The sequence below is a fragment of the Streptomyces sp. NPDC091972 genome, from assembly GCF_044756385.1.
Classification (GTDB): domain Bacteria; phylum Actinomycetota; class Actinomycetes; order Streptomycetales; family Streptomycetaceae; genus Streptomyces.
The window spans coordinates 250,676-274,209 of the sequence record NZ_JBIVSV010000015.1; the positions used below are offsets into that span (position 1 = coordinate 250,676).

General features: G+C 67.1%; 23 protein-coding genes. 7 read left to right on the forward strand and 16 right to left on the reverse strand.

All coding sequences use genetic code 11. The features are described 5' to 3' along the window. Positions 1 to 7: 7 nt before the first annotated feature. Positions 8 to 3,208 (reverse strand): discoidin domain-containing protein, encoded by a 3,201-nt coding sequence (locus tag ACIQJT_RS35535; RefSeq protein WP_402649872.1) that lies wholly within the window; start codon positions 3,206 to 3,208, stop codon positions 8 to 10. 197 nt (positions 3,209 to 3,405) lie between these two features. Next, positions 3,406 to 4,251 carry a FadR/GntR family transcriptional regulator gene (locus tag ACIQJT_RS35540; protein ID WP_402649873.1) on the reverse strand — a complete coding sequence of 282 codons (846 nt, stop codon included), beginning with the start codon at positions 4,249 to 4,251 and terminating at the stop codon, positions 3,406 to 3,408. Between the two features lie 347 nt (positions 4,252 to 4,598). Between ACIQJT_RS35540 and ACIQJT_RS35545 the strand changes: the two genes are divergently transcribed. The 5 genes from ACIQJT_RS35545 (at position 4,599) to ACIQJT_RS35565 (ending at position 8,413) form a co-directional block, all read left to right on the forward strand. Further along, the gene (locus ACIQJT_RS35545; RefSeq protein ID WP_402649874.1) at positions 4,599 to 5,432 is read left to right on the forward strand and encodes a fumarylacetoacetate hydrolase family protein; all 834 of its coding nucleotides are present in this window, start codon (positions 4,599 to 4,601) and stop codon (positions 5,430 to 5,432) included. Between the two features lies 1 nt (position 5,433). Further along, a complete protein-coding gene (locus ACIQJT_RS35550; RefSeq protein WP_402649875.1) occupies positions 5,434 to 6,186 on the forward strand; it encodes an SDR family NAD(P)-dependent oxidoreductase in 753 nt (250 codons plus the stop codon). A gap of 3 nt (positions 6,187 to 6,189) precedes the next feature. Continuing rightward, on the forward strand, positions 6,190 to 6,513 hold the full coding sequence (locus tag ACIQJT_RS35555) for an L-rhamnose mutarotase (protein ID WP_402649876.1): 324 nt from the start codon (positions 6,190 to 6,192) through the stop codon (positions 6,511 to 6,513). Between the two features lie 104 nt (positions 6,514 to 6,617). After that, positions 6,618 to 7,451, forward strand: coding sequence for an amidohydrolase family protein (locus ACIQJT_RS35560; RefSeq protein ID WP_402649877.1), 834 nt, complete (start codon positions 6,618 to 6,620; stop codon positions 7,449 to 7,451). Further along, positions 7,448 to 8,413 carry an aldo/keto reductase gene (locus ACIQJT_RS35565; RefSeq protein ID WP_402649878.1) on the forward strand — a complete coding sequence of 322 codons (966 nt, stop codon included), beginning with the start codon at positions 7,448 to 7,450 and terminating at the stop codon, positions 8,411 to 8,413. The genes ACIQJT_RS35560 and ACIQJT_RS35565 overlap by 4 nt, the downstream gene beginning before the upstream one ends. A 97-nt stretch (positions 8,414 to 8,510) precedes the next feature. Here ACIQJT_RS35565 and ACIQJT_RS35570 read toward each other — a convergent pair whose 3' ends face one another. The 14 genes from ACIQJT_RS35570 to ACIQJT_RS35635 form a co-directional block, all read right to left on the reverse strand. Beyond that, the gene (locus ACIQJT_RS35570) at positions 8,511 to 9,278 is read right to left on the reverse strand and encodes an enoyl-CoA hydratase/isomerase family protein (RefSeq protein ID WP_402649879.1); all 768 of its coding nucleotides are present in this window, start codon (positions 9,276 to 9,278) and stop codon (positions 8,511 to 8,513) included. A gap of 7 nt (positions 9,279 to 9,285) precedes the next feature. Then, a complete protein-coding gene (gene paaE / locus ACIQJT_RS35575; protein WP_402649880.1) occupies positions 9,286 to 10,389 on the reverse strand; it encodes a 1,2-phenylacetyl-CoA epoxidase subunit PaaE in 1,104 nt (367 codons plus the stop codon). Next, a complete protein-coding gene (gene paaD, locus ACIQJT_RS35580) occupies positions 10,389 to 10,904 on the reverse strand; it encodes a 1,2-phenylacetyl-CoA epoxidase subunit PaaD (RefSeq protein WP_402649881.1) in 516 nt (171 codons plus the stop codon). Before paaD ends, paaE begins: the two co-directional genes overlap by 1 nt. Then, entirely contained in the window at positions 10,898 to 11,728 is an 831-nt protein-coding gene (paaC, locus tag ACIQJT_RS35585) for a 1,2-phenylacetyl-CoA epoxidase subunit PaaC (RefSeq protein ID WP_402649882.1), read from the reverse strand. The genes paaD and paaC overlap by 7 nt, the downstream gene beginning before the upstream one ends. A 9-nt stretch (positions 11,729 to 11,737) precedes the next feature. Further along, entirely contained in the window at positions 11,738 to 12,040 is a 303-nt protein-coding gene (gene paaB / locus ACIQJT_RS35590; protein ID WP_402649883.1) for a 1,2-phenylacetyl-CoA epoxidase subunit PaaB, read from the reverse strand. After that, positions 12,037 to 13,017 carry a 1,2-phenylacetyl-CoA epoxidase subunit PaaA gene (gene paaA, locus ACIQJT_RS35595; protein ID WP_402649884.1) on the reverse strand — a complete coding sequence of 327 codons (981 nt, stop codon included), beginning with the start codon at positions 13,015 to 13,017 and terminating at the stop codon, positions 12,037 to 12,039. Before paaA ends, paaB begins: the two co-directional genes overlap by 4 nt. A 74-nt stretch (positions 13,018 to 13,091) precedes the next feature. Continuing rightward, the gene (locus tag ACIQJT_RS35600) at positions 13,092 to 13,934 is read right to left on the reverse strand and encodes an enoyl-CoA hydratase/isomerase family protein (protein WP_402649885.1); all 843 of its coding nucleotides are present in this window, start codon (positions 13,932 to 13,934) and stop codon (positions 13,092 to 13,094) included. After that, positions 13,925 to 14,779, reverse strand: coding sequence for a 3-hydroxyacyl-CoA dehydrogenase family protein (locus tag ACIQJT_RS35605; protein WP_402649886.1), 855 nt, complete (start codon positions 14,777 to 14,779; stop codon positions 13,925 to 13,927). The genes ACIQJT_RS35600 and ACIQJT_RS35605 overlap by 10 nt, the downstream gene beginning before the upstream one ends. Beyond that, complete coding sequence (locus ACIQJT_RS35610; RefSeq protein ID WP_402649887.1) at positions 14,776 to 15,516, reverse strand: enoyl-CoA hydratase/isomerase family protein; 741 nt, start codon at positions 15,514 to 15,516, stop codon at positions 14,776 to 14,778. The genes ACIQJT_RS35605 and ACIQJT_RS35610 overlap by 4 nt, the downstream gene beginning before the upstream one ends. 5 nt (positions 15,517 to 15,521) lie before the next feature. Next, positions 15,522 to 16,745, reverse strand: a complete 1,224-nt coding sequence (locus tag ACIQJT_RS35615; RefSeq protein ID WP_402649888.1) for a thiolase family protein — start codon at positions 16,743 to 16,745, stop codon at positions 15,522 to 15,524. 556 nt (positions 16,746 to 17,301) lie between these two features. Next, positions 17,302 to 18,198, reverse strand: coding sequence for an ABC transporter ATP-binding protein (locus ACIQJT_RS35620; RefSeq protein ID WP_402649889.1), 897 nt, complete (start codon positions 18,196 to 18,198; stop codon positions 17,302 to 17,304). Then, complete coding sequence (locus tag ACIQJT_RS35625) at positions 18,195 to 19,028, reverse strand: ABC transporter permease (protein ID WP_402649890.1); 834 nt, start codon at positions 19,026 to 19,028, stop codon at positions 18,195 to 18,197. The genes ACIQJT_RS35620 and ACIQJT_RS35625 overlap by 4 nt, the downstream gene beginning before the upstream one ends. Beyond that, entirely contained in the window at positions 18,992 to 19,837 is an 846-nt protein-coding gene (locus tag ACIQJT_RS35630) for an ABC transporter permease (RefSeq protein WP_402649891.1), read from the reverse strand. Before ACIQJT_RS35630 ends, ACIQJT_RS35625 begins: the two co-directional genes overlap by 37 nt. Then, positions 19,834 to 20,829: an ABC transporter substrate-binding protein gene (locus ACIQJT_RS35635; protein WP_402649892.1), complete on the reverse strand. Its 996-nt coding sequence runs from the start codon at positions 20,827 to 20,829 to the stop codon at positions 19,834 to 19,836. The genes ACIQJT_RS35630 and ACIQJT_RS35635 overlap by 4 nt, the downstream gene beginning before the upstream one ends. Before the next feature lie 157 nt (positions 20,830 to 20,986). On the opposite strand from ACIQJT_RS35635, the gene ACIQJT_RS35640 reads away from it, so the two are divergent. Both ACIQJT_RS35640 and ACIQJT_RS35645 read left to right on the forward strand, forming a co-directional pair. After that, the gene (locus ACIQJT_RS35640; RefSeq protein ID WP_402649893.1) at positions 20,987 to 22,036 is read left to right on the forward strand and encodes an alpha-hydroxy-acid oxidizing protein; all 1,050 of its coding nucleotides are present in this window, start codon (positions 20,987 to 20,989) and stop codon (positions 22,034 to 22,036) included. Next, positions 22,033 to 23,481, forward strand: a complete 1,449-nt coding sequence (locus tag ACIQJT_RS35645) for an FAD-dependent oxidoreductase (protein WP_402649894.1) — start codon at positions 22,033 to 22,035, stop codon at positions 23,479 to 23,481. Before ACIQJT_RS35640 ends, ACIQJT_RS35645 begins: the two co-directional genes overlap by 4 nt. Positions 23,482 to 23,534 lie beyond the last annotated feature (53 nt).

Here is a 23,534-nt window from a genome sequence, read left to right on the forward strand (position 1 = left end):
GTGGGGCTCAGAAGCCGCCGTATGCCTGGATCTCGTAGACGCTGCCGCCGTTCCAGCTGGAGCCGGTGATGGTCAGGCGGAGGTAGCGGGCGGTGACGGGCTGGTCGGCGAAGGAGTAGTTGGTCGCCGATGTGGTGTTCGCGCTGGTGTGGTCGTCGAGGGTGGACCAGGTGGCGCCGTCGGTGGAGTACTGAAGGCGGTACTGGTAGCCGCTGGGCTTCTCGAAGGTGGTCACTACGCTGGAGATGCTTGTGTTCGCGCCGAGGTCGACCTGGATCCAGGACGGGTCGGGCAGCCCCAGGCCCTGCGCCCAGCGGGTGGACAGATCCCCGTCGACTGCCTTCGCCGGGACGTTGCCCTCGGAGTCGGAGGAAGCGGTTGCCGTCTTGTTGAGCGCCAGGTCGTTGTCAGCAGGGGTGGTCACGGTGGCCGGCGGGCTGGGCTCCGAGGTGTTGAGCGCGCCGTCGCGGGCGACGACCGTGAAGGAGTACTGGGTGTGCGGGCTGAGGCCGGTGACCCGGTAGGTGGTGTCGCCGGTGACCGCGATGCGCTGGCCGTCCTGGTAGAGGACGTAGCTGGTGACGCCGGTGTCGTCGGTGGCGGCAGGCCAGGTGACGTCGACGAGGCTGGGCAGCAGCGGCTTGACGACGGGCTGCTCGGGGCGAGTCGGGGCGGTGTGGTCGGTGCTGGGCGGGGCCGGGGTGCCGTAGACCTGGAAGTCGAAGATGCTGCCGCCGTTGCCGCTGGAGCTGGTGACGGTCAGCCGTACGAAGCGGCCGGTGACGGGCGTGTCGGTGTGGGCGTAGTCGGTCTGGGCGGTGGTGTAGTCGCCGGTGTGGTCGCTTAGGGTCGCCCAGTGGACCTCGTCCGGGGAGACCTGGATGCGGTACTTGTAGCCGCTGGCCTTCTCGAAGGTGGTGATGGCTGCGTCGACGTCGTAGGAGGCGCCGAGGTCGACCTGGATCCAGGACGGGTCGGGCAGCCCCAGGCCCTGCGCCCAGCGGGTGGACAGATCCCCGTCGACTGCCTTCGCCGGGACGTTGCCCTCGGAGTCGGAGGAAGCGGTGATCGGCTTCTTCAGCGCCAGGTCCTGTCCGTCGGGCATGGTGACCTTGAGCGCCGTGCTGGGGGCGGACTCGTTGGCGGCCGCGTCCCGGGCGGTGACCTGAAAGGTGTAGGTCTGGCCTGCTGTCAGTCCGGAGATGCGCACGCCCGTGGTGCCGGAGGCGCTGACGAGCTTGCCGTCCTGGAACACCGAGTAGCCGGTGACGGCAGTGTTGTCGGTGGCGGCGGGCCATTTGAGGTCGGCGACGGTCGGGAAGTCCGTGACGGCGGTCGGGGTACCGGGCGTGGTGGGTGTCTGCTGGTCGGTGACGTCGGGGCCGGGGTCGAGGTGGCGGTAGTCCGGCTGCAGGCCAGCGTCATCCACGATGGAGGCGGGCAGTTGGTCACAGGCGCCGACGGTGACGTTGTTGTTGACGGTGTTGTTCTTGCTCAGGTACTGGACGCTGAAGTTGGCCTTGGTGGTGAAGTTGCCCTGCGCCGTGTTGTCTTCGGCGTGGTTCATCAGCAGCCACTGGAAGGCGACGTCGCAGAACGCGTTGGCGGTGTTGGTCCAGTAGCGGCTGCCTTCGTCGTGGTAGACAGCGCCGTAGGCGTGCTCGGGGACGCCGTGGATGTAGTTGTCTGAGACCCGGCCACCGGGGTTGGCGCTGAGGGTGTAGACCGCTCCCCCGTCGGCCTGGGAGCGCATGATGTCGCTGATCTCATTGTGGGTGACAACGTTGTTCCGGCTGATGGTGGGCGAGTCTGAGACGGGGATGCCGGCGTTGTTGGGGTAGGCGGAGTTGCCGCCCTTGTCGGTCAGGCCCCAGCCCCAGCCGACGGAGATGCCGCTGTAGGGCAGGTCGTAGACCTTGTTGTGGGTGATGGTCGTGGAGTCGGTGTATCCGGCCATGATGCCGAGGGAGCCGTTGTACTGGTCGGCGACCTGGGTGACGACGTTGTTGTCGACCAGGGTGTCCTTGGTGATGTCGCGGGGGTCGTCGGGGTGGGCGTCGCCCCACTCGACTCCGCCGACCTGGATGCCGGTGGCGGCGATCTGGCGGAAGATGTTGCCGGTGATGTCGGTGTGCTGCGTGCCGGTGTTGAGGTTCAGGCCCACGGCACCGAGGTGGGTGAAGGTGTTGCCTTCGAAGTCGATGTCGCGGCCGTGGCTGACGTTGACGGCGCCGGGGGTTTTCTTCCAGTTCAGGCGCGTGGAGTCGAAGTCGGGGTTGTTGTCGCCGACCATGCGGAAGCCGGCCTGGCCTTCGATGTGCCCGTCGGGGGAGCTCGGGGCGAGCCAGGTGGAGTAGGAGAAGGTGATGCCGGTAAAGGTGACGTCGCGGACGGGGGCGTCGCGGGTGCCGTTGAGGTCGACCAGGTCTTGCACCGCGGGCACGGTCACATCCGCCGTGGACATGTCCTCGCCCTTGTCCGGCATGTAGTAGACCTCGCCCGCCGCTTTGTCGAGGTACCACTCCCCCGGGCTGTCGAGCAGCTCGCGGGCGTTCTCCAGCCAAGTCGGGTTCTGGATCTCCTGGCCTTGCTGGAGGTTGGCGTTGTGCCAGCAGGGCTGCTGGATGGTCATCTGGTTGTTGGCGATCGACTCGACGGGGCAGCGCATGAGCTTCCAGCCCCAGGAGCTGACGACCTCGAGGTCGGAAGGCCTCTTGTAGGCGTTGAGGCTGTTGTCGGTGAAGGTGTAGCCGGTGGACGTCTTGGTGAAGCCCGAGGGATTCTTGCCGCTGCGTGCCCGGGTCTTGATCTGGCCGTTGACGTAGAGCTGGCGGGTGTCGAGGTCGCTGAGCTTCGCCTTGTAGACGCTCTTGCTGGCGTCGGCCGGTACCCAGCCGGTGACCTTGCGGCCGCCGCTGATGACGGGGTGGGCACCGGGTGCGGCTTCGTAAACGATGCGCTGGCCGTCGCGGCCCGAGTCCTTGGAGGTCAGGGTAAAGGTGCTGCTGAGCTGGTAGGTGCCGGACATCAGGCGGATGTGGACATCGCCGTCGATGTGGTCCTTGGCGTCCCGCACGTAGTCACGGGCGTGTTCCAGCGTCCTGAAGGGGTGGGCGGCGCTGCCGCGGCCGGTGTCCTTGCCGGTGGGCGAGACGTAGACGGTGAGGCCTGGGGAGGTGCCGGCCGCCTGTGCCTGCAGAGCGGTCAAGGGGGTTGAAGCCGCGGCAAGGCACAGGGCGGCTATGAGGATTCTTCGTGCGGGCAGCGCTTTGCCTCTGCGAGCAGACGGAAGAGACACAGTGATCCAATCGCCTGGGTGAGGGGCCGGGAAGCCGGTCGTCCGCCGGGTCCCGGGCCATGGTGCGACTCGCCGTCCGTGCCGTGCGGTACGAACTTCGGGCCGGTCTAGGAAGCCGACGTTTCCGGCGGCGAGGTGGGTGCGGTTCTGGCCTCCGCTGAGGACGGCAGCGGTGCGCTCGGGGCGGGGCGATCCGGGAGGTTGAACAGCCGATCCCGGATCTTGCGTTCGAACTGAGATTGCGTGGTGGCGATGTGGTCGACCATCAGCTGCGCCGCCAAGTCGGCCTCCCCCGCAGCCACCGCCTCGGCGATGGCGAGGTGCTGCCGGGCAGCAACCTCCAGCGAGCCGGGGGCGTCGCCGTGGAAGAGCAGGACATCGGACTGGGACGCCAGCCGGCGTACGCCGGCCACGCTCGAGCGAAGGAAGACGTTGTGGGAGGCGGCTCCGACAGCGTCGTGGAAGGCTTCGTCGGCTCGCGCGAAGGCGTGCCCGTCGTCCTGGGCGGCCGCCGTCAGCGACGTCTTGGCGCCGTCACGGATCGTGCGCACTTCAGGAGGTGTGGCAAGAGTGGCGGCCCGGCGGGCCGTCTCCGACTCGATCACCGAGCGGTAGTCCAGCAACATCAGGACGTCTTCCATGCTCGTGGGCCGGAAGTTCGACAGTTGGTCATCGACCAGTCCGCCTGAGGCCTCGGCGACGAAAATGCCCGCGCCACGTCTCACGCTGAGGCGTCCGATGGCGGCCAGCACCTTCACCGCCTCCCGGGTCACATTGCGGGAGGCCCCCAGGATCTGCGCGAGCCCTTGCTCGGTGGGGAGGCGGTCGCCGGGGCGCAAGCTCTGCTCGGCGATGTAGTCCAGCAATTGCTCGGCTACCAGTTCGTATCCCGGGCGGTAGGGACGAGACTCCTCGCCCTGCCCTGCGTCGGAGATCGGTGATGGCTCAGCCACTGCGCTGCACTCCCGCCGTTCGGATTAATCAGATTCATCGGCGGCGCAACTATGGCACTTGGTCGACACGTTGGGAAGGTGCGGAGCGGATCGGATTCTTTCAAGCGGACTCAGACTGGCCCTCTTCACGCTGAACCGGATATATCTGCACACCTCTTGCGCCAGATGAACCAGATCCTTATGGTCCTGCTCGTCAGATGAAGCAGATCCTTCATGCTGGTTGGGACGCTGAAGCGTCCGCCAGCAGACTGCCCGCCGGCACCAGCTGCCACCAAAGACCGGGTCTGAGGACCCGTCATCACAATCCTCGGCGGCTGCTGGACGTCACACTCCGTGGGAGATAACGCATGAGACTGGCACGGCACGGCGCAGCGGGGGTCGAGTTGCCCCTGATATCCGGCGCGGACGGTGCATGGAGGGACCTGCGTCCCGTCGTCGACGATCTGACGCCGAGCACGCTTCCCACGGTGCTGGCCGGCGTCCCTATACACGCCCTGCCGGTGGTACCGGACCCCGAGCGATTCGGCCCGCCGCTGCGCGATGTCGGCAAGATTGTGTGCATCGGACTGAACTACCGGGCCCACGCTGCGGAGACCGGCGCACAGCTTCCGAAGGAGCCGATTCTCTTCCTCAAGGCCTCCGATACCGTGGTCGGGCCCGACGACCCCGTGCTGATTCCCCGCCGTTCCGTCAAGACGGACTACGAGGTCGAACTCGCCGTCGTAATCGGTCGCGAGGCCCGCTATCTGCCCGACACACAGGCAGCAGCCGCATGCGTCGCGGGTTACGCCATCAGCAACGACATCTCCGAACGAGAGTTCCAGCTGGAGCGCGGCGGCCAATGGGACAAGGGCAAGAACTGCGAGACGTTCAATCCGTTCGGGCCCTGGCTGCTGAGCGCCGACGAGGTACCCGACCCGCAAGACTTACGCCTGCGTCTCACCGTCAACGGTGAGGTCCGCCAGGACGGCACAACCGCCGACATGATTTTCGGTGTCTTCGAACTCGTCTACTACGTCAGCCAGTTCATGGTCCTGCGCCCCGGGGACGTCATCAACACCGGCACACCCGCGGGCGTCGCCATGGGGCTAGCGGACACCCCGTACCTGCGCGCAGGAGACGTCGTGAGCATCGAGATCGACGGACTGGGCCACCAACGCCACACCTTCAAGGAGGCCTGACGTGGGCTCATTCGAGGGGCTCACCGCCCTGGTCACCGGCGGTGCCTCCGGCATCGGTCTGGCCACCGCCCGCCTGCTCATCTCCGAAGGTGCCAGGGTGGCTGTGCTCGATCTCGCCAAGGTGGACGTCCCCGGCTTGGCCGCGCACGTCCAGGCCGACATCGGCGACGCCACCGCCGTGGCGTCGGCGGTGCAACGCGCCTGTGGGGCACTCGGTGGACTGGACGTTCTGATCAACAACGCAGGCATTGGTGCCCAGGGAGGCGTCGAGGACAACCAGGACGAGGAGTGGCACCGTGTCTTGGACATCAACGTGGTCGGCATGGTGCGCGTCACCCGGTCCGCGCTGCCCGCTCTGCGCGTCTCCGATCACGCAGCAATCGTCAATGTCTCCTCCATCGCGGCCACCGCCGGCCTCCCCCAGCGCGCCCTGTACTCGGCCAGCAAAGGGGCCGTGCTGTCACTGACGCGGGCCATGGCAGCCGATCTCTTGCCGCACGGCGTCCGCGTCAACGCCGTCATGCCAGGCACAGCCGACACTCCGTGGGTCGGCCGTCTCCTCGAACGGGCCGCCGATCCGGCAGCACAACTCGCGGCGCTGGCAGCCCGCCAGCCGCACGGGCGCCTGGTCACCGCCCAGGAGGTGGCCTCCGCGATCGTCTATCTGGCGTCGCCTGCAGCCGGGTCCACGACGGGAACGTCACTGGCCGTGGACGGCGGCATGGACGGCCTGCGTCTGCCCAGGGAGAGCTGACCGGTGCAACGGCATGCCGCTGTCATCCGTCTGCTGCCCGGGAAGGAGGCGGAGTACCGCGCGCTGCATGCGGCCGCGTGGCCCGCCGTCCTCGCCTCCCTGAAGCGGGCCCACATCCGCAACTACTCGATCTTCCTGCGCGACGGGATGCTCTTCAGTTACCTCGAATACACAGGCAGCGACTATGAGGCCGACACTGCTGCAATCGCCGCCGACCCGGTCTCGCGCGCATGGTGGGAAGTGACTGACCCATGTCAGAAGCCGCTGGACACCGTCTCCGACGGCCAGTGGTGGGCCCCAGCCGAAGAGATCTTCCATCTCGACTGAGACCGACGGCACCAACAGGCATGACAGCCGCTACGGCAAACGGCGCGCCCACCTGCGCCGTTGCGGCCGCACCGCTCCGCCAACCGCATCTTGAGGACCAGTACGTGCGCATCGACGCCCATCATCATCTTTGGGATCTCTCAGTCCGCGACCAGCCCTGGACCCACGACCTGCCCGTTTTGCGCCGGACCTTCTCCGCCGACGATCTGCGCCCGGTTCTCCGCGCCCATCGCATCGACGCCACCGTCGTCGTGCAGACAATCCCCGTGCCGGAGGAGACACCCGAGCTGCTCGCTCTGGCGGAAACCGATCCGCACGTGGCAGCGGTCGTGGGATGGGCCGACCTCACCGACCCCGCCCTCAAGGACCGGCTGGCACAACTTCGTTCGGCGCCCGGAGGTGCGAGCCTCGTGGGCATCCGGCACGGCGTCCAGGATGAAAGTGATCCCGAGTGGCTCGACCGGCCCCAGGTCCATCGAGGTCTGCGGGCCGCGTCCGAAGCAGGACTCGTCTATGACCTGCTTGTGCGGCCTGACCAGTTGCCCGCTGCTGTACGAGCAGTGCAGGCTTTGCCGGAGGTCCGCTTCGTACTGGACCACGCCGGCAATCCCGTGATCGGTGCTGACGGTATGTCGGCATGGAACGCCCCGATAAGGGAGCTCGCCTCCTGCGACAACGTCGCCGTGAAGCTCTCCGGTCTCATTACGCGGACGCGGTATCCCGCAGTGCCCGCGCTGCGCCCGTATGCGGACGTTCTGTTGTCCGCTCTGGGACCAGACCGTCTGATGTATGGCTCGGACTGGCCAGTCTGCCTGCTCGCGGCCGGCTACGACGAGGTCCTGTCCGTCGCCGAAGCGTTGATGGCGCAACTGAGTCCCGCCGAGCAGGCGTCAGTCTTCGGGAACACCGCCGCCCGCTGGTACGGCATCACCTCATGATCAGCCAGCGCATCGGCCGCACCGGCGTCCATGTCAGTGCACTGGGCTTCGGCGCCGCGCCCTTGGGTAATCTCTTCACTCCCATCGACGATGGCCAGGCTCACGCCACTGTCGACGCGGCATGGGACGCCGGGATCCGCTACTTTGACACTGCTCCCCATTACGGCCTTGGTCTGTCGGAACGTCGGCTCGGGGTCGCCCTCGCCCAACGACCAAGGGAGCAGTTCACCATCTCGACCAAGGTCGGTCGTCTTCTGGAACCCAATAGGGCGCCCACCGGGTCAGATCTGGCCGCCGGCGGTTTCGCCGTTCCGGACGACCTCACGCGCCGCTTCGATTTCTCCAGCGACGGTGTGCTGCGCTGTCTGGAGGGGAGTCTGGCCCGTCTCGGCCTGGATCGCGTAGATCTCGTCTACGTTCATGATCCTGACGAGCACCTGGACACGGCTCTGCGTCACGCGCTGCCCGCCCTCGTCTCCTTGAGGGAGGAAGGCGTCATCGGGGCTGTCGGGGTCGGAACGAATACGGTCGGCCCGTTGCTTCGTGTGGTGGACGAGGCGGATGTTGATGCCGTGATGGTGGCGGGTCGGTGGACCCTGCTTGACCGCACCGCCCGGCCGCTGCTGGACGCGTGCGCGGCCCAGGGTGTGTCGCTGATCGCCGGCGCTCCATTCAACTCGGGAGTGCTCAGCCGCCCGTATCCCGTGCGCGGTGCGACATTTGACTACGGTCCAGCTCCCGACGCCGTGATGCGCCGAGTCCAGCTCCTTGCTGATGCCACGGCCCGGCATGGCAGCGTCCTACCGCATGCGGCCATTCGCTTTCCGCTGCGGAGCCCCGAGGTAGCTTGCGTTGTCGCAGGGTTTCGCTCACCCGATGAAGCGTCCTCGGCCGCACGTTGGGCCGACCGTGATTTGCCGGAGGCCGCGTGGGAGGAGATCGAGCGGGCTGCCGCGGGCTGAACAAGCCGTGAACATGGCTGGAGTTGCAGCGCATTGTGTGAGCAGGCAGTCTGCCCGTCAGGCAGGCTTCTGCCCCTGGCTCACACAACGCCCGCGTCTAGCGGAATTTGGCCTTCCCGGGCCCCTCGGCGACGAAGCTGTGCATGCCTCGCTCGCGGTCTTCGGTGGCGAAGAGACCGGCAAACCAGTTGCGTTCCACGGCTAGGCCGGTGTTGATGTCCGTCTCCACACCGGTGTCGACCGATTCCTTTGCGGCGCGCAGCGCGAGTGCAGGGCCGCGCGTCAGTGTCAATGCCCAAAGGTGGGCTTCGGTGTACACCTCGTCGTCCGGGACAACACGGTCCACGAGCCCGATGGTGAGTGCCTCGCTAGCCTTGACCTGGCGTCCGGTGAAAATGATGTCCTTGGCCTTGGAGGGGCCTACCAGCCTGGGCAGTCGCTGTGTGCCGCCGGCGCCGGGGATGAGGCCCAGGAGGATCTCCGGCTGGCCCAGTCTGGCGCTCTCTCCGGCGATGCGGTAGTCGGCGCACAGTGCCAGTTCGCAGCCCCCGCCGAGGGCGTAGCCGGTGATCGCGGCAACGACAGGCTTCGGGATGCGGGCAACCGCCGTGAAGCAGTCTTGAAGGGCACGGGAGCGCAGGACCATGGCCGTATGGTCCATGTGCTGCATCTCCTTGATGTCCGCGCCCGCTGCAAACACCTTCTCGCCGCCGTAGATGATCACCACCCGGACGTCGTCCCGGGCGGTCGCTTCCTCGGCCAGATCCTTCAGGCGATTCTGGATGTCGGTATCCAACGCGTTCATGGGCGGGCGGTCCAAGCGCAAGGTGCCGACGCCGTCCGCAACGTCGAGGCGGGGGTTCATGGGCTCCTCAGCTGTCGAAATCGACGGTCATGGTCTCGGACACCGGGTAGGTCTGGCAGGTCAGCACGTAGCCTGCATCCACCTCGGCGGCCTCAAGAGCGTAGTTACGGCGCATGTCGCCCTCGCCCTCAGCGACCAGGGCGCGGCAGGTTCCGCAGACGCCGCCCTTGCACGCGAAGGGCAGATCCGGGCGGGTCTTCTGGGCACCGTCGAGAATCGACTCCTCACGAGAGAGCGCGCTGGTGGAGGTACGTCCGTCAAGTGTGATGGTGACTTGACTGACCGGTCCGTCGACGACGGCGTCCTGGTGGCGCACCTCGCGTACCGGTTCGTCGTCGGCGAAGAACAGCTCCTGATGGATGCGCTCGTCACGGACACCGAGGCCACCCAGTACCTTGCGGGCGTCACGGACCATGCCGTGCGGCCCGCACAGCCACCAGTGGTCGGCGCTGTCCACGGCGACCAGATTTCCGATGAGGTCGGTGAGCCGGTCGGCGTCGAGACGGCCGGAGAGCACCTCGGCCTCGCGGGGTTCACGCGACAGCACATGGGCGAGCTGGAGACGGGTAGGGTGCAAATCCTTCAAATCGGCCAGCTCGTCCGCGAACATCACGGAGTCGGTGCGGCGGTTGCCGTAGAAGAGGGTGACGTGGGAGCGGTCGTCGGAGGCGAGAACGGACTCGGCGATCGACAGCATCGGGGTGATGCCGGAGCCGGCCGCGATCAGCACGTGGTGGCCGGGCTCGCTCAGGTCCGGGGTGAACAGGCCGGCCGGCGTCATGACGTCGATGACGTCACCGGTCTTGACCTCGCGGACCAGCCAGGAGGAGAACAGCCCGCCGGCCACCTCGCGTACGCCGATGCGCGGCCGGGCGCCGACGGCAGAGCAGATGGAGTAGGAGCGGCGTTCGTCCCGGCCGTCGATCTGTCGGCGTAGGGTGAGCGACTGCCCCGGAGCAAAGGCGAAGTCCTCAGCCAGCTCGTCCGGAATGTCGAAGGCGACGGCGACCGCGTCGTCGCACAGTCGCTGGATCGAGGCCACCCGTAGTGGGTGGAAAGCAGGCCGGCGCCGGGATGCCCGGGCCGGGGCAGGGATCAGCAGGTCTGCCATCAGATCTCCTTGACGTATTCGAACGGCTCGCGGCAGGCGCGGCAGCGCCAGAGTGCCTTGCACGAGGTGGCGCCGAACCGGGAGGTCTCCTCTGTGTCCGCCGAGCCGCACTGCGGGCACAGAGCCTGATGCCGCGTGGGCGACAGCACCAGCGGCACCGGGCCGGGTGCCCGCCGGGGGGCGGGGGCGGGCGGGGCGATGCCGTGCTCGGCGAGCTTGCGGCGGCCCTCGGGGGTAATCCAGTCCGTGGTCCAAGGCGGGTCGAGGACGGTGCGGACCTCCACCCGCGCGTACCCGGCGGCACGCAGTCTCGCGGACACCGCAGCACGCATCTCAGCCATTGCTGGGCAGCCCGAGTAAGTCGGGGTCAGGCGCGCGACGACGGTTCCATCGGCGTCCGTCTCCACGCCACGCAGCACTCCGAGGTCTGCCAGGGTCAGCATGGGCAGTTCGGGGTCCGTCACCTGCTCGGCGATCTCTCGCGCACGCCGTGCGTCCGCCAGTGTGGTCACCATGTCGCGTCCGGATGCGCCCGTGCCAACGACTGCAACTCCTCCAACAGCGGCGCCAGGTGCTTCGTATGGGCCCTGGTTACGCCACTGCCCGGCAGTGGCCCGATCATGGGCAAGCCCAGACCGGCCGTCTCACACACCTGCTTGAGCACGGCGACGACCTCGTCGCGCGCATCGTGAACCGCGAACAGCTCACTGAGGTAGGGCGCCGCCCCCGACATCGCTATCTGCATACGCCGGTGTGACTCCTCGGTGCCGTCGCCCAGGCGCACCGCCCACTCGGCGGCCCACTGCCGGTGGTAGGCAAGTTCCTTGACGCCCTTGGCGGCGATGGCGGCGAGCACTGGGTCCGCGGCGGCGGTCAGGCGCTCGAAGTGCGCCAGCCGCCAGCTCGACAGCACCAGGAGCCGGACCACGCTGAACGCGAAGTCGCCGTTGGGAAGCTCGGCCAGGCGGACGTTGCGGAAGTCCGCAGCATCACGGAAGTAGGCGTAGGCGTCCTCGGTGCGGCCGGTGCCGTCAACCTGGCCGACACGCGCATACAACAGCCGGGCCTGGCCGAGCAGGTCGAGGCCGATGTTGGCGAGGGCGACCTCCTCTTCCAGCTCGGGCGCGCGGGTGGTCCACTCCGCCAGGCGCTGCGCGGAGACCAAGGCGTCGTCGCCGAGCGCAAGACAGCATGCGGCCAGCGCCTCCCGGTCGACGCCGGCGGGCACCGAGGTGTCGACGCCGTGCAGCGGGTCCTCGAAACCGGTGCCGAACGCCCAGCGGGCGTCGCTGTCGTCGTGTCCCTCGGCGAGGGTCATGTAGACATGGTCGTCGCTCATGCCCTGCTCCTAGATGTGCGGGACATCGTCGGGGATGTCATAGAAGGTGGGGTGGCGGTAGACCTTGTCAGCGCTCGGCTCGAAGAAGGGATCCTTCTCGTCACGGGTCGAGGCCGCGATGTGCTCCGAACGCACCGCCCAGATACTCACGCCCTCGTTGCGCCGGGTGTAGAGGTCCCGGGCGTGGCTCAGCGCCATGCGGTCGTCGGCGGCGTGCAGGGAACCGACGTGCACGTGGTTAAGCCCGCGCTTGCCGCGTACGAACACCTCGTACAACTGCCAGCCCTGGCCGGCCTTTTCCGTCTCGCTCATGCTGCAGTTCCTTCCTGTGCACGCTTGGCCTGCTTCGCCGCATGGGCGCGCGCTGCATCCCGCACCCAGGCACCGTCCTCGTGAGCGATGCGGCGCCGCTCGACGCGCTGTGCGTTGCAGGGACCGTCGCCCTTGATGACGCGCATCAGCTCGTCCCAGTCAGGGGTGCCGAAGTCGTGGTGGCCGCGCTCCTCGTTCCAGCGCAGCTCAGGATCGGGCAGGCTGACGCCGAGCTTCTGCGCCTGCGGAACGGTCATGTCGACGAAGCGCTGGCGTAGTTCGTCGTTGCTGTGCCGCTTGATCTTCCAGGCCATGGAGGCCGCCGAGTTCGGCGAATTGTCGTCGGGCGGCCCGAACATCATCAGCGAAGGCCACCACCAGCGGTCGACCGCGTCCTGGACCATGGCGCGCTGGGCCTCGGTGCCACGCATCATCGTCATCAGCAGCTCGTAGCCCTGCCGCTGGTGGAAGGATTCTTCCTTGCAAATGCGGACCATGGCGCGGGCGTAGGGCCCATAGGAGCTGCGACACAGCGGCACCTGGTTGCAGATCGCAGCACCGTCCACGAACCAGCCGATCACTCCGACATCCGCGAACGTGGGGGTGGGGTAGTTGAAGATGGACGAATACTTCTGACGCCCCTCGATCAGCCGCTCGGTCAGGTCCGCACGGTCGGCACCCAGGGTCTCGGCCGCCGAGTACAGGTAAAGGCCGTGCCCGGCCTCGTCCTGCACCTTGGCGAAGAGGATTGCCTTGCGCCGCAGAGACGGAGCTCGGGTGATCCACTCACCCTCCGGCTGCATGCCGATGATCTCTGAGTGCGCGTGCTGCGCAACTTGCCTGATGAGCGTCTTGCGATAGCCCTCGGGCATCCAGTCACGCGGTTCGATTCGCTGGTCGCGCGCGATGGTGGCCTCGAAATGACCTTCAAGTTCGGGTTGGACGCCTCCCGCGGAGGCGGGCTGTTCCTCGTTCATATCCATCTCCCCTACCGACCGTTCGTTCGGTTCTTTATATGATACGGCGCTCGGAGCACTTTGCGACAGCTCCGTCAGCTCCCTTCGAACTCAGGGCGCTGCCCCGAAAGGAAGGCCTCGACCGCGTTGCGGTGGTCCGCCGTCCTGCCCAGCCGCTCCTGCGCCGATGCCTCACGCTCCAGCGTGCCGGCCACATCCGTGGGGTTCGTGTCCCGCAGAAGGGCCTTGACCTCGGCGTAGGCAGCAGTCGGGCCGACGGCAAGTCGCTGGGCGAGTGCCAGCCCTTCGACGGATGCCGTCCCATCGGGCACCACCTGGTGGACGAGACCCCACTGCCGTGCCGCCTCGGGGTCGAAGCGGTCACCGAGCAGCATCAGAGCCGCCGCCCGGGAGCGGCCCACAGTGTGTGCGAGTGCGCCGCTGAGACCACTGTCCGCAGCGAGACCGATGCCGGTGAAGGCAGTCGAGAACCGAGCACTCTGCCCGGCCACGCGCAGGTCGGCAGCAAGGGCCAGGCCCAGGCCGGCTCCGACACATGCACCTTCGACGGCCGCAACGACAGGCTGCGGAAGGTCGTGCAGTGCTTCCACGAGAGGGTTGTACTCCTCACGCACGATGGAGAAGGCGTACGTGGGGCTGATCTCCAGGGCGCGGGCGTGCTCCTTGAGGTCCTGCCCTACGCAGAAATGACGGCCACGGCCTGTGAGCAGGACGGCCCGCACGTTCTGGTGGTCGGCGCGTGCTCGACGCAGGGCGCCTAGAAGGCCGTGACGGAGAACGACGTCGAGGGCATTGCCAGCAGCGGGCCTGCTCAGCTCGATGACGGCCACGGCACCCTCGAGCCGATAGCCGACGCCGTGGTCCTGTGCGTCCGTCCCCGTGCCGGTTGTGGTCTTTTCGGCGCGGCTCACTTCCATGTGTGGAACCCCTTTCCTGTCTTGCGCCCCAGCTCGCCGCGGGCCACCTTGTCCCTGAGAAGCTGGGGCGGCGCGAAGCGCTCGCCCAAGGTGGCGTGCAGGTGCTCGGCGATGGCGAGTCGGACATCGAGGCCGACGAGGTCGGTCAGACGCAGCGGGCCCATGGGGTGCTTGTAGCCCAGGCGCATCGCGTCGTCGATCGCTTCCGGTTCCGCAACGCCTTCCTCGACCATGCGGATCGCCTCGAGGCCGAGGGCCACGCCCAGGCGGCTGCTGGCGAAGCCGGGTGAGTCCTTCACCACCACGTCCTGCTTGTCGAGGCTGCGTGTCCAGTCGAGGGCTGCGCTCACGGTGTCGCGGTTGGTCTCGGGCGCGAGGACGATCTCGACCAGCTCGGAGGCAGGCACGGGGTTGAAAAAGTGCATGCCGATGAAGCGGCTGGGCTTGCTGAGCGCGGCAGCCAGCTCCGTGACCGACAGCGAACTGGTGTTGCTCGCCAGTACTGTCGTGTCGCCGACGGCCCGCTCCGCGGCTGCCAGGAGACTGGCCTTGAGCGCGGCGTCTTCGAAAACGGCCTCGACAACAAGGTCGGCGCCTGAGGGAAGGTCGTCGACGGATCGCGTGGTGGAGACGCGGGCGAGGATCTGTTCCGCAGGCTCGGCCAGATGCCCTCGCTCGGCGGCTCGCTTCAGGCCGGTGGCAACACGGTCGAGTGCTGCGGCGGCCGCCTCGGCGTTGCTCTCCACGACGGTCACGGTGGAGCCGGCGGTGGCGAAGGACTGCGCAATGCCTGCGCCCATCCGGCCGCCGCCGATCACTCCGACGACTGCGGGTGCTGTGGTCATGCCCGGGTCCTCTTCTCAAGGAAGCGCGTCATACGGTCCTTCTTGTCCTGGCCTTCGAACAGCACGGCCTGCGCGAGGTCGTCGGCGACGGGATGCGCACCGGGTGAGTCGACTACCAGCTTGGTCAGGCGCAGTGCCGTCGCGGATGAGCGTGCCATGCGGTCGAGCAGCGCGTGGGCTTGCTGCATGAGGTCGTCGGTCGCTACGACGTCGATGACAAGGCCTGCCGCCTGGGCCGCTGCCGCATCAAGGGTGCGGCCGGCGAGGAGTACCTGTTTGGCTATCGATTCACCGACCAGCTCGGGCAGGCGCCAGCAGGCGCCGGCTGCGGCCAGGATGCCCAGGCCAGGCTCCGGGTTGCCGAAGACGGCGTCGGGTGCGGCGATACGCAGATCACAGGCGTAGGCCAGTTCTGCGCCTCCGCCCAGGGCCCAGCCGTCGACCGCAGCGAGGGTCGGCATAGGCAGGCGCCGCACGCGCTCGAACAAGCGGCTGTTGATGCCCTGGAGGGCCTCATCACGGCCTCGCTCGAGCAGTTCGGCGATGTCCGCGCCGCCGGCGAAGACACGGCCGTGTCCGGTCAGCAGCAGCAGCTTCGGGCGGCGTTCCAGGTCCGCGCACACCTCGTGCAGTTCCTGGATCATCTGTCCGCTGATCGCATTGCGGGCTTCGGGCCGGTGGAGGGTGACGACGACTCGGTCGTCACGCTCTTCGACCAGGAGGGTTTCGTAGGCCATCTCAACTACACCCGTTCGACCAGCATGGCGACTCCCTGCCCGACGCCCACACACAGAGTCGCAAGGCCCCGGCTGGCGCCCTCCCGCTCCAGGCGGCCCAGCAAGGTGAGCAGGATGCGGGCGCCCGAGCAGCCGAGCGGGTGGCCCAGAGCGATGGCGCCGCCGTCGGCGTTGACCTTCTCGTCATCAAGCTTGAGACGGCGGATGACCGCCAGGGCCTGCGCGGCGAATGCTTCGTTGAGCTCGATGGCGTCGAGGTCGCTTGCCTGCCATCCGGCCCGGGCGAGGGCCTTTTCGGTCGCTGGCACGGGTCCCAGGCCCATCACGTTGGGCTGGACGCCGGCAGAGGCTGAGGTGACGATCCGGGCTCGCGGCTGCAGTCCGTATCGATCGACCGCGGCTGCGCTGGCCACGACGAGCGCAGCCGCCCCGTCGGACAGCGGTGAGGCGGAGCCCGCGGTGACAATGCCGTCCTTGCGGAAAATGGTGCGCAATGCACCGAGCTTCTCCAGCGAGGTGGACAGCCGCGGCCCCTCGTCTCGCGTCACCTCTCCGTTCTTGACCGGCACGGGGACGATCTCGCGGTCGAAGTGCCCTGCCTCCTGGGCGCCGATGGCGCGCTGGTGGCTGCGCAGAGCGAAGGTGTCGGACTCGGCACGAGTAATGCCATCAAGTGCCGCGATCTCCTCGGCGGTCTCGCCCATGGACAGGGTGATCTTGGTGGTCTCCGGTCCAGCCCCAGCGGGCACAGCACGGTCGGCTGCGGCAAAGCGCGGATTGGTGAAGCGCCAGCCCAGCGAGGTGTCATGCACCTCACCCGGCTTGGCCCAGGGCGTTCCGGGCTTCTCCATCACCCAGGGGGCGCGTGTCATGGACTCCGCGCCGCCCGCAACGACGATCTCGGCTTCGCCGGCGCGGATGGCCTGGGCGGCGGAAGCGACAGCCGTCAGGCCCGAGGCGCACAGCCGATTGACGGTGTAGCCGGGAACCGTGTGGGGAAGCCCAGCAAGAAGTACGGCCATGCGCGCCACATCCCGGTTGTCCTCGCCGGCCTGGTTCGCGGCACCCAGGATGACCTCGTCGACGGCCGCCGGTGCGATACCGGCGCGGCGCACGGCCTCGCCGACCACAAGGGCAGCAAGGTCGTCGGGACGTACGGAGGCCAGGGCACCGCCGTAGCGTCCTTGCGGAGTGCGGGCTCCGTCGATGAGATAGACCTCGTCAGGCATCGGCTGGCTCCTTGGCAGTGACCGGACCGCGGATGCTCGAGGGCGGCGGCCCGGATGGTGACGAAGGCGGAGATGAGCAGTTCGGCGCCGTCACGATCAGTGTTCCGGCGTCCCGCAGACGACGCGGTCGGCGCCGGTCTTGCGGGGTGGTCACGGCAGGAGGCTCGGCGGGCCTTCGGGGTGCGGATTGCTTCCGCCGTGCACGGCGCACATCTGCGCAACTTGACTTCCGGCACGGTAACCGAATGTTCGGTCGGGAGGCAAGGTGTGATTGCGCGTGATCCGAACCACGCCGCAGTCCTCTGGCACGCCACACGGACACGGCCGGGATTCCGGCCGTTTCGCGTCCACTGCCCTTGTGGCATGAACCGCGAAAACTGCCTGGCGACCGGGGGGTGCCGCAGCCCCTTCCCGGGGGCACGCCACAGAGTCCGGCGTGCGGCGCCGGACTCGTATAGACGCAGCACGGGCCAGCCCTGTGCGTTGGCTCGGCGGCGTGGTTTGAACTTCTAGTGGAAGGCCGGTCCGCCAGCCAGCGCCTTCGGCAGGAGGGCCGTCAGGCCTCTTGGATGAGCTTCAGGACCTGGCCACGCAGCTCTCCGAACTCCGGCAGAGACTTGGTGTGCAGTTGGTCCCGCTCGGACGGGAGAGGTACGTCCACGACAGCGCGCACAGTGGTGGGCCGGCCAGAGAGGACCAGCACGCGGTCGGCGAGATAGACGGCCTCATCGATGTCGTGGGTTACGAGCACCACGGTCACACCGAACTCCTGGCGTACGCGGAGGATCAGGTCCTCCAGGTCCGCGCGGGTCTGGGCATCGACGGAGGCGAAAGGTTCGTCCATCAGCAGCGCTTGGGGCTGGTAGGCCAATGCGCGGGCGATCGCCACACGTTGCTGCATGCCGCCCGACAATTGCCACGGGTACTGCTGCTCGCAGCCTTCCAGCCCCACGCCGGCCAAGGCGGCCAGGCCGGCTTCGTGGCGTTCGGTGCGTGACATTCCGCGCGAGCGCAGCGGCAAGGTGACGTTGCTCAGCACGCTCATCCAGGGCATCAGGGATCGGCTGTAGTCCTGGAACACCACAGCGAGTTTCTCCGGAGGCTGTGTCACCAGAACGCCGTCCATGTAGACGGCTCCCTCCGTGGGGGCCATCAGCCCGCCGAGACACCGCAGTAGCGTGGTCTTTCCTGCGCCGGATGGTCCGACGATGCAGACAAACTCACCGCTTCGCACTTCGGCGTCGATCCCACCGAGCACCGGTTTTTGAGAGTAGGACTTCTTCAGACCCTGGACGCGCAGCACCACAGACGGGTCGGCGGTGCTGGAGTTCACGGTCGCCTCCTGGGCGTCATACGCCGTCGAGCCTGTCATTCCTGCCTTCTCCAGTTCATCCGGGGTTTCTGCCTGCGTGCGGGCAGCAGGCCGGGGACGGGTCGTACCTGCGGAATTCATCGCTGCTCCATCCTCTGCATGCCTCGGTGCCAGCGCAGCAGGTAACTCTCCACACTCCGGAAGGCGATGTTGACGAGGTAGCCGACGATGCCGAGGAACAGCATTCCGGCCCACATGTCAGCGATCGCGAACTGGCGTTGCGCCTGGAGGATGCGGAAGCCGATGCCGTTCGTGGATCCCGCCATCTCGGCGAAGACGATGACGGTGATGCCGATCGACAGGGCGGTGCGGACGCCGGCGACAATCTGAGGGCTGGCCGCCGGAAGGACCACGCGCAACACGCGGTCACCCCGCCGCAGCCGGTAACTGGTGACCACGTCGCCCACCACGGTGTCGACCGAGCGGACCCCGTCGATGGTGTTGAGGAGAATGGGCCACACGGTGCCGTAGGCGATCAAGCTGATCTGCATCTCGGTTCCGATGCCAAACAGCAGCAGCGCAGCGGGCACGAGGGCGACGCCCGGCGTGGCGCGCGCGAACTCAAGGACTGGTGAGAAGGCGTCCGCAAGGAAGGGGACGAGTCCGAGCAGGAGCCCGACCGTCACCCCGATGACCAAGGCGATGCTGAGGCCCGCTGCCAGGTGGAGCAGGCTGGGGACGGCGTCGGACATGAAGTTGGAGAACAGCCAGACACGTCGCAGAGCCGAGACGCTGTCGGAGAGCGGCGGGAAGTAGGCGGAGGTGCTGCCTGCGCTGAACATCCACCAGGCCGCGACAGCGACCACGGGTAGCACAAGTTCCAGACCCGTGTTGACGGCCAGGCGCAAGGGCCGGAAGGTGCGTGTGGCCTTTCTTATTGCGCCGCGTTGGGTCGGTACGCCGAGTGCCATCGCAGTGCCCTCCTCTCCAGTGCGAGCAACCCTCGGTTGAGCAGAATGCCGAGGAGCCCGATGACGACGACGATGGCCCACATGTTGGGGACGTCACCGCCCTGTTCGTAGGTGGTCATCCATGCACCCAGTCCCGGCGCTCCACCGATGAGCTGAGCCGCAATGGTCAGCAGCAGGCTGATTGTGGCCGCGACCCTGACTCCGGTGGCGACGAAGGGGGCCGCACTCGGCAGGACGACGAACCATACGTAGTGCTTGCGTCGTATGCCGTAGGTCTTGGCCATGTCGCGGAGGGTGGGGTCAAGCTGGTGCATCCCGTACATGCTCTGCAGGAGCACGGGCCACAGCGATCCGAAGATCACCAGGACAAGGGTCATCTTCGCCGTCGCGCCGTACTCCAGGAGTGCAAGCGGGATAAGGGCGATGGGGGGAATAGAACGGAGGAAGTCGATCGTGAAGCGGGACATGCGGTAGAGCAGTCCGCTCGCGCCGAGCAACAAGCCCAGGGGGATCGCCACCGCCAGCGAGATGCCCAAGCCGATGGCCCAGGACGAGGCGGTGTTCCCCATGGCCACCCACAGGACGTCACCGGTAACCATCGTTGCGAGTGCGCCGGCGATGTCCCAGGGGGCCGCGATGGCTGAGTCAGGGAGCGCGCCGACAGTGACGAGAAGCTGCCACACGCCGAGGGTCAGGACGATACAGAGCAGGCGAGCGCCCAGCAGCGCCGTCCGCGGGCGGGAGATTCTCCCGTTGCCCCGTGCGGTTTCGCGGACGGCGAGCTGAGGCTTGTCGGTGACGACACTCATGACGAGGCGGCCAGGAAGTGCGGGGCCAGATCGATCGGGGCGTCGAGGATGTCGTACTTGACCATCAACTCCTGAAGGTTCTGCAGAGGCTGCTGGTCAAGCGACTTGGCCGGGAACGTCGGCAGAATGATCTTGGCGAGAACGTCGGGCTTCGTCTCGGTGGACTTCTCGGCCACCTGCCGAATCTTCTCCGGGTCCGTGCTCAGGGCGGCATTTGCCGCGTCCAACGAATTCGCGAATTCCTTCACGACTTCCGGGTGGCTCTTCGCATAGCTCTCGGACGTCAGGTAGACGATATTGGGAACCGTCGGAATCGAAGTGGACATCACCGGCATGAGGTCCTTGAGCCCCTCGGAACGCGCCTGGGAGACGAACGGCTCATTGAGAACGGCGCCGTCCACCTTTCCGCTTTGGACCGCGGCGATCATCTGCGGGAAGGACATCTCGACGAACTTCACGTCGCTCGACTTGCCGCCCTTCATGTCGATCGCGGACTGGGCGGCCACCTGGGCCAGACCGCCCAAGGCGTTGACCGCAACGGTCTTGCCAGAGAGGTCCTTGGGGGCCTTGAGCTTGTCGTCGCCCACGACCAGCACCGTCGAGTCCTTGGCCGGGTCATCGGTGTTCACACTGCCCTGTCCGATGATCTTGATGGGCATCTTCTCCTTGAGCGCCTTAATAGCACCCATGGGGTCCGCGGCCGTGAACTGGATCTGCCCGTTGAGCAGGAGCGGAAGAGCCTGAGCACCTGACGTGACTACCTGAGGCGTGGCCTTGAGCTTGTGCTTCTTGAAAGTGCCGTTCTCCATTGCGAGATAGAGCGAGGCATTTGTCAGAGTGGGCGACGTGCCCACCTTCACCGCCGTGACGCCTGCGTCGGCAGTCGACGAACCGCTGTCAGATGCCGACCCCGATCCGCAACCTGCGAGGAGGGCGAGCGCTCCTGTGGTGAGTGCGGCGAGGAAGGAAGCTGATCGAATGTGCTTGGCCATGAGGACCTCTTGCATGTCAGCCGGGATCGAATGCTGAGATGGTCATCAGATTTCTGAGCCATGTCAATGGTATTTTCTAGATATATCTGCTTACTCTCATCGTATGGCACAACACGACCCAGCACCGCACCCCTGTACGCCCCCGGCTACGGGCTCGATGACCGACCTCGGCCCCCTCAGTGAATGGGCTGAAAAGACCTGGTCAGAGCCGGTGCGAACCATGATTCAGGATGGCGCCGGAACCAACGCCACCGTCGTCCGCAACCAGAGCGCCTGGCTGAACTGGGTGCTTCGTACACGAGTTCTCGTGGATGTTTCGAACATTGACACTGCCGTCAGCGTGCTTGGGCGAACGCTGTCCGCTCCGGTACTCGTGGCACCGTCCGGCCTGCACACCCTCGCCCACCCGCGCGGCGAGGTTGCCACGGCGGAGGGAGCCGCCTCCTTCGGTACCACCATGGTGCTCAGTTCCGGGACGGGCACGCCAATGGAGGACGTGTTTGCAGTAGGCGGGCCGACGTGGTTCCAGTTCTACTGGCGCCGGGACCGCGGAGCGCTCCGCGAGATCCTTGCCCGTGCTGCCGAGCACGGTGCCGAGGCATTGTGCCTGACGGCAGACCTCCCCGTGCGGCCCCTGCTCGGTGAACGGATGCGGCATGCGGTCGGCAACCTTCCAGGCGGACCGCCGCTGTACGTGCTGGACCGTAGCGCCCATGTGACCGGCGGCGAGTGGGACCACGACGCCCGGGTCACATGGAAGGACCTCGACTGGCTGCGGGACGTCACTGAGCTTCCGCTGGTCATCAAGGGCATCACCACAGCCGAGGACGCGATCAAGGCGGCTGACTGCGGTGTCGACGCGGTCATCGTTTCCAACCACGGAGGCCGCGCCGTGGACCACGGTCGACCGACGGCTGCGTGTCTCACCGAGGTCGTCAACGCGCTGAACACCCGCTCTCATGCGCCCGAGATCCTCGTCGACGGAGGGATCCGGCACGGACGTGACGTTTTGATCGCCCTCGCACTCGGCGCCCGGGCGGTGCTCGTCGGCAGGCCCATTCTTTGGGGACTGGCAGCCAACGGCGCAGAAGGCGTACGCGATGTCCTCGACTTCCTGCGGCGCCAACTGGAGTCGTGCATGGGGATGACCGGATGCAGTTCCGTCCAGGAGATCAACCGAACCACCATCACGGAGGCACAGCAGTGAACACCCGTCAGCTTTCTGAGCGAACCGCCGACCTCGTCGTGATCGGCAGTGGTATCGCCGGCCTGTCCGCCGCGGTCGAGGCTGCCGAAGCAGGGCTCAGCGTCCAGGTCTTGGAGGCCGCCGAGACAGTAGGCGGCGCTTCGGCTATGAGTGGCGCCGCTTGCTTCCTGGTAGATACGCCGCTGCAGCGGGAGCAGGGCATCGACGATAACGTCGAACTGGCCCTGGCCGACTGGAAGCTCATGGGCGGTCCGACCGCAGACCTGGAATGGGCACGCCGCTACGTCACCGACAGCGCCCGCGACGTCTACCAATGGTGCGCGGACCTCGGCATCCAATGGAACGCGCTGGACCAGCCGGAGGGCAACACTGTGCCCCGATGGCACCTGCCCGTCGGCTGGGGCCGTCGAATCATCGACGTTGTGCAGGCACGCGCCGAGGAGCTCGGCGTTGCCATCCGCACCGGCGTGACGGTCAACGAACTGCTCCACTCGGCCGGGCGCATCACAGGGGTACGCACCAGCACGGCCGGCCACGAGGAGATCCTGGACGCCAGCGCCGTCGCAGTATGCACCGGCGGCTTCATCGGCAACATCGATCAGGTCCTCAAGCACGCCCCGCAACTGCGCGAACTCCCCCGAGTTCTTGCTGGCGGCTCTCCCACGGCGATCGGCCTGGGACACGACCTGCTCGCGGCCTGCGATGCCCAGTTCACCCACCTCGACCACCTGTGGGTCTACCCCTACGGCACACCCGATCCCACGGACCCTTCGGGAGCCCGTGGCCTGGGCATCCGCTTCCGTGGTGTCAGCACCGAGATCTGGCTCAACACGGAAGGCCGCAGGTTCCACAACGAGTTCCTGCGAGGTGGCTACTCCGGCACCAAAGCCCTTCTCTCCCAGCCCGGAAGCACTGCGTGGATGGTCTTCGCCGCATCGGAGGCTCAACACGTCATGCTGATCGACAACGAATACTACGGAACCCCGGCAGGCCCCCACCCATCCGCGATGGAGCACTTCTGGGCGAACTCGAAGCACGTACGCACCGGGGACGATCCAGTTGCGCTGGCCCGTGCGGCCGGCCTGCCGACGCATGCCGTGATACAGGCACTCGACGACTTCAATGCCGCCGTGCGTTCCGGGGCCGCAAAGGATCCCCTGACCGGCCGTCCGCTGGCCGGCCTCGAAGAAGTGAACGGGAAGCTGGTCGCTATCCAGCTCTTCCCGATGGCGCAGAAGAACCTGGGCGGGGTGCGCACAGGACTGGAGTGCGAGGTGCTCGACTCCTCCGGTGAGCCGATCAAGGGCCTGTATGCCGCTGGTGAGGTGGCGGGTATGGCTGGTGGTCACCTGAATGGGCAGGCCGCGCTGGAAGGCACGATGTTCGGCCCGTGTATCTATTCCGGCAGGATCGCAGGCCGCGCTGTGGCGAGGCGGGCACGGTGATCAGACGAAGCGACCAGTTGTCTGAACTCGGCTATCACAGATATACCTTTGGC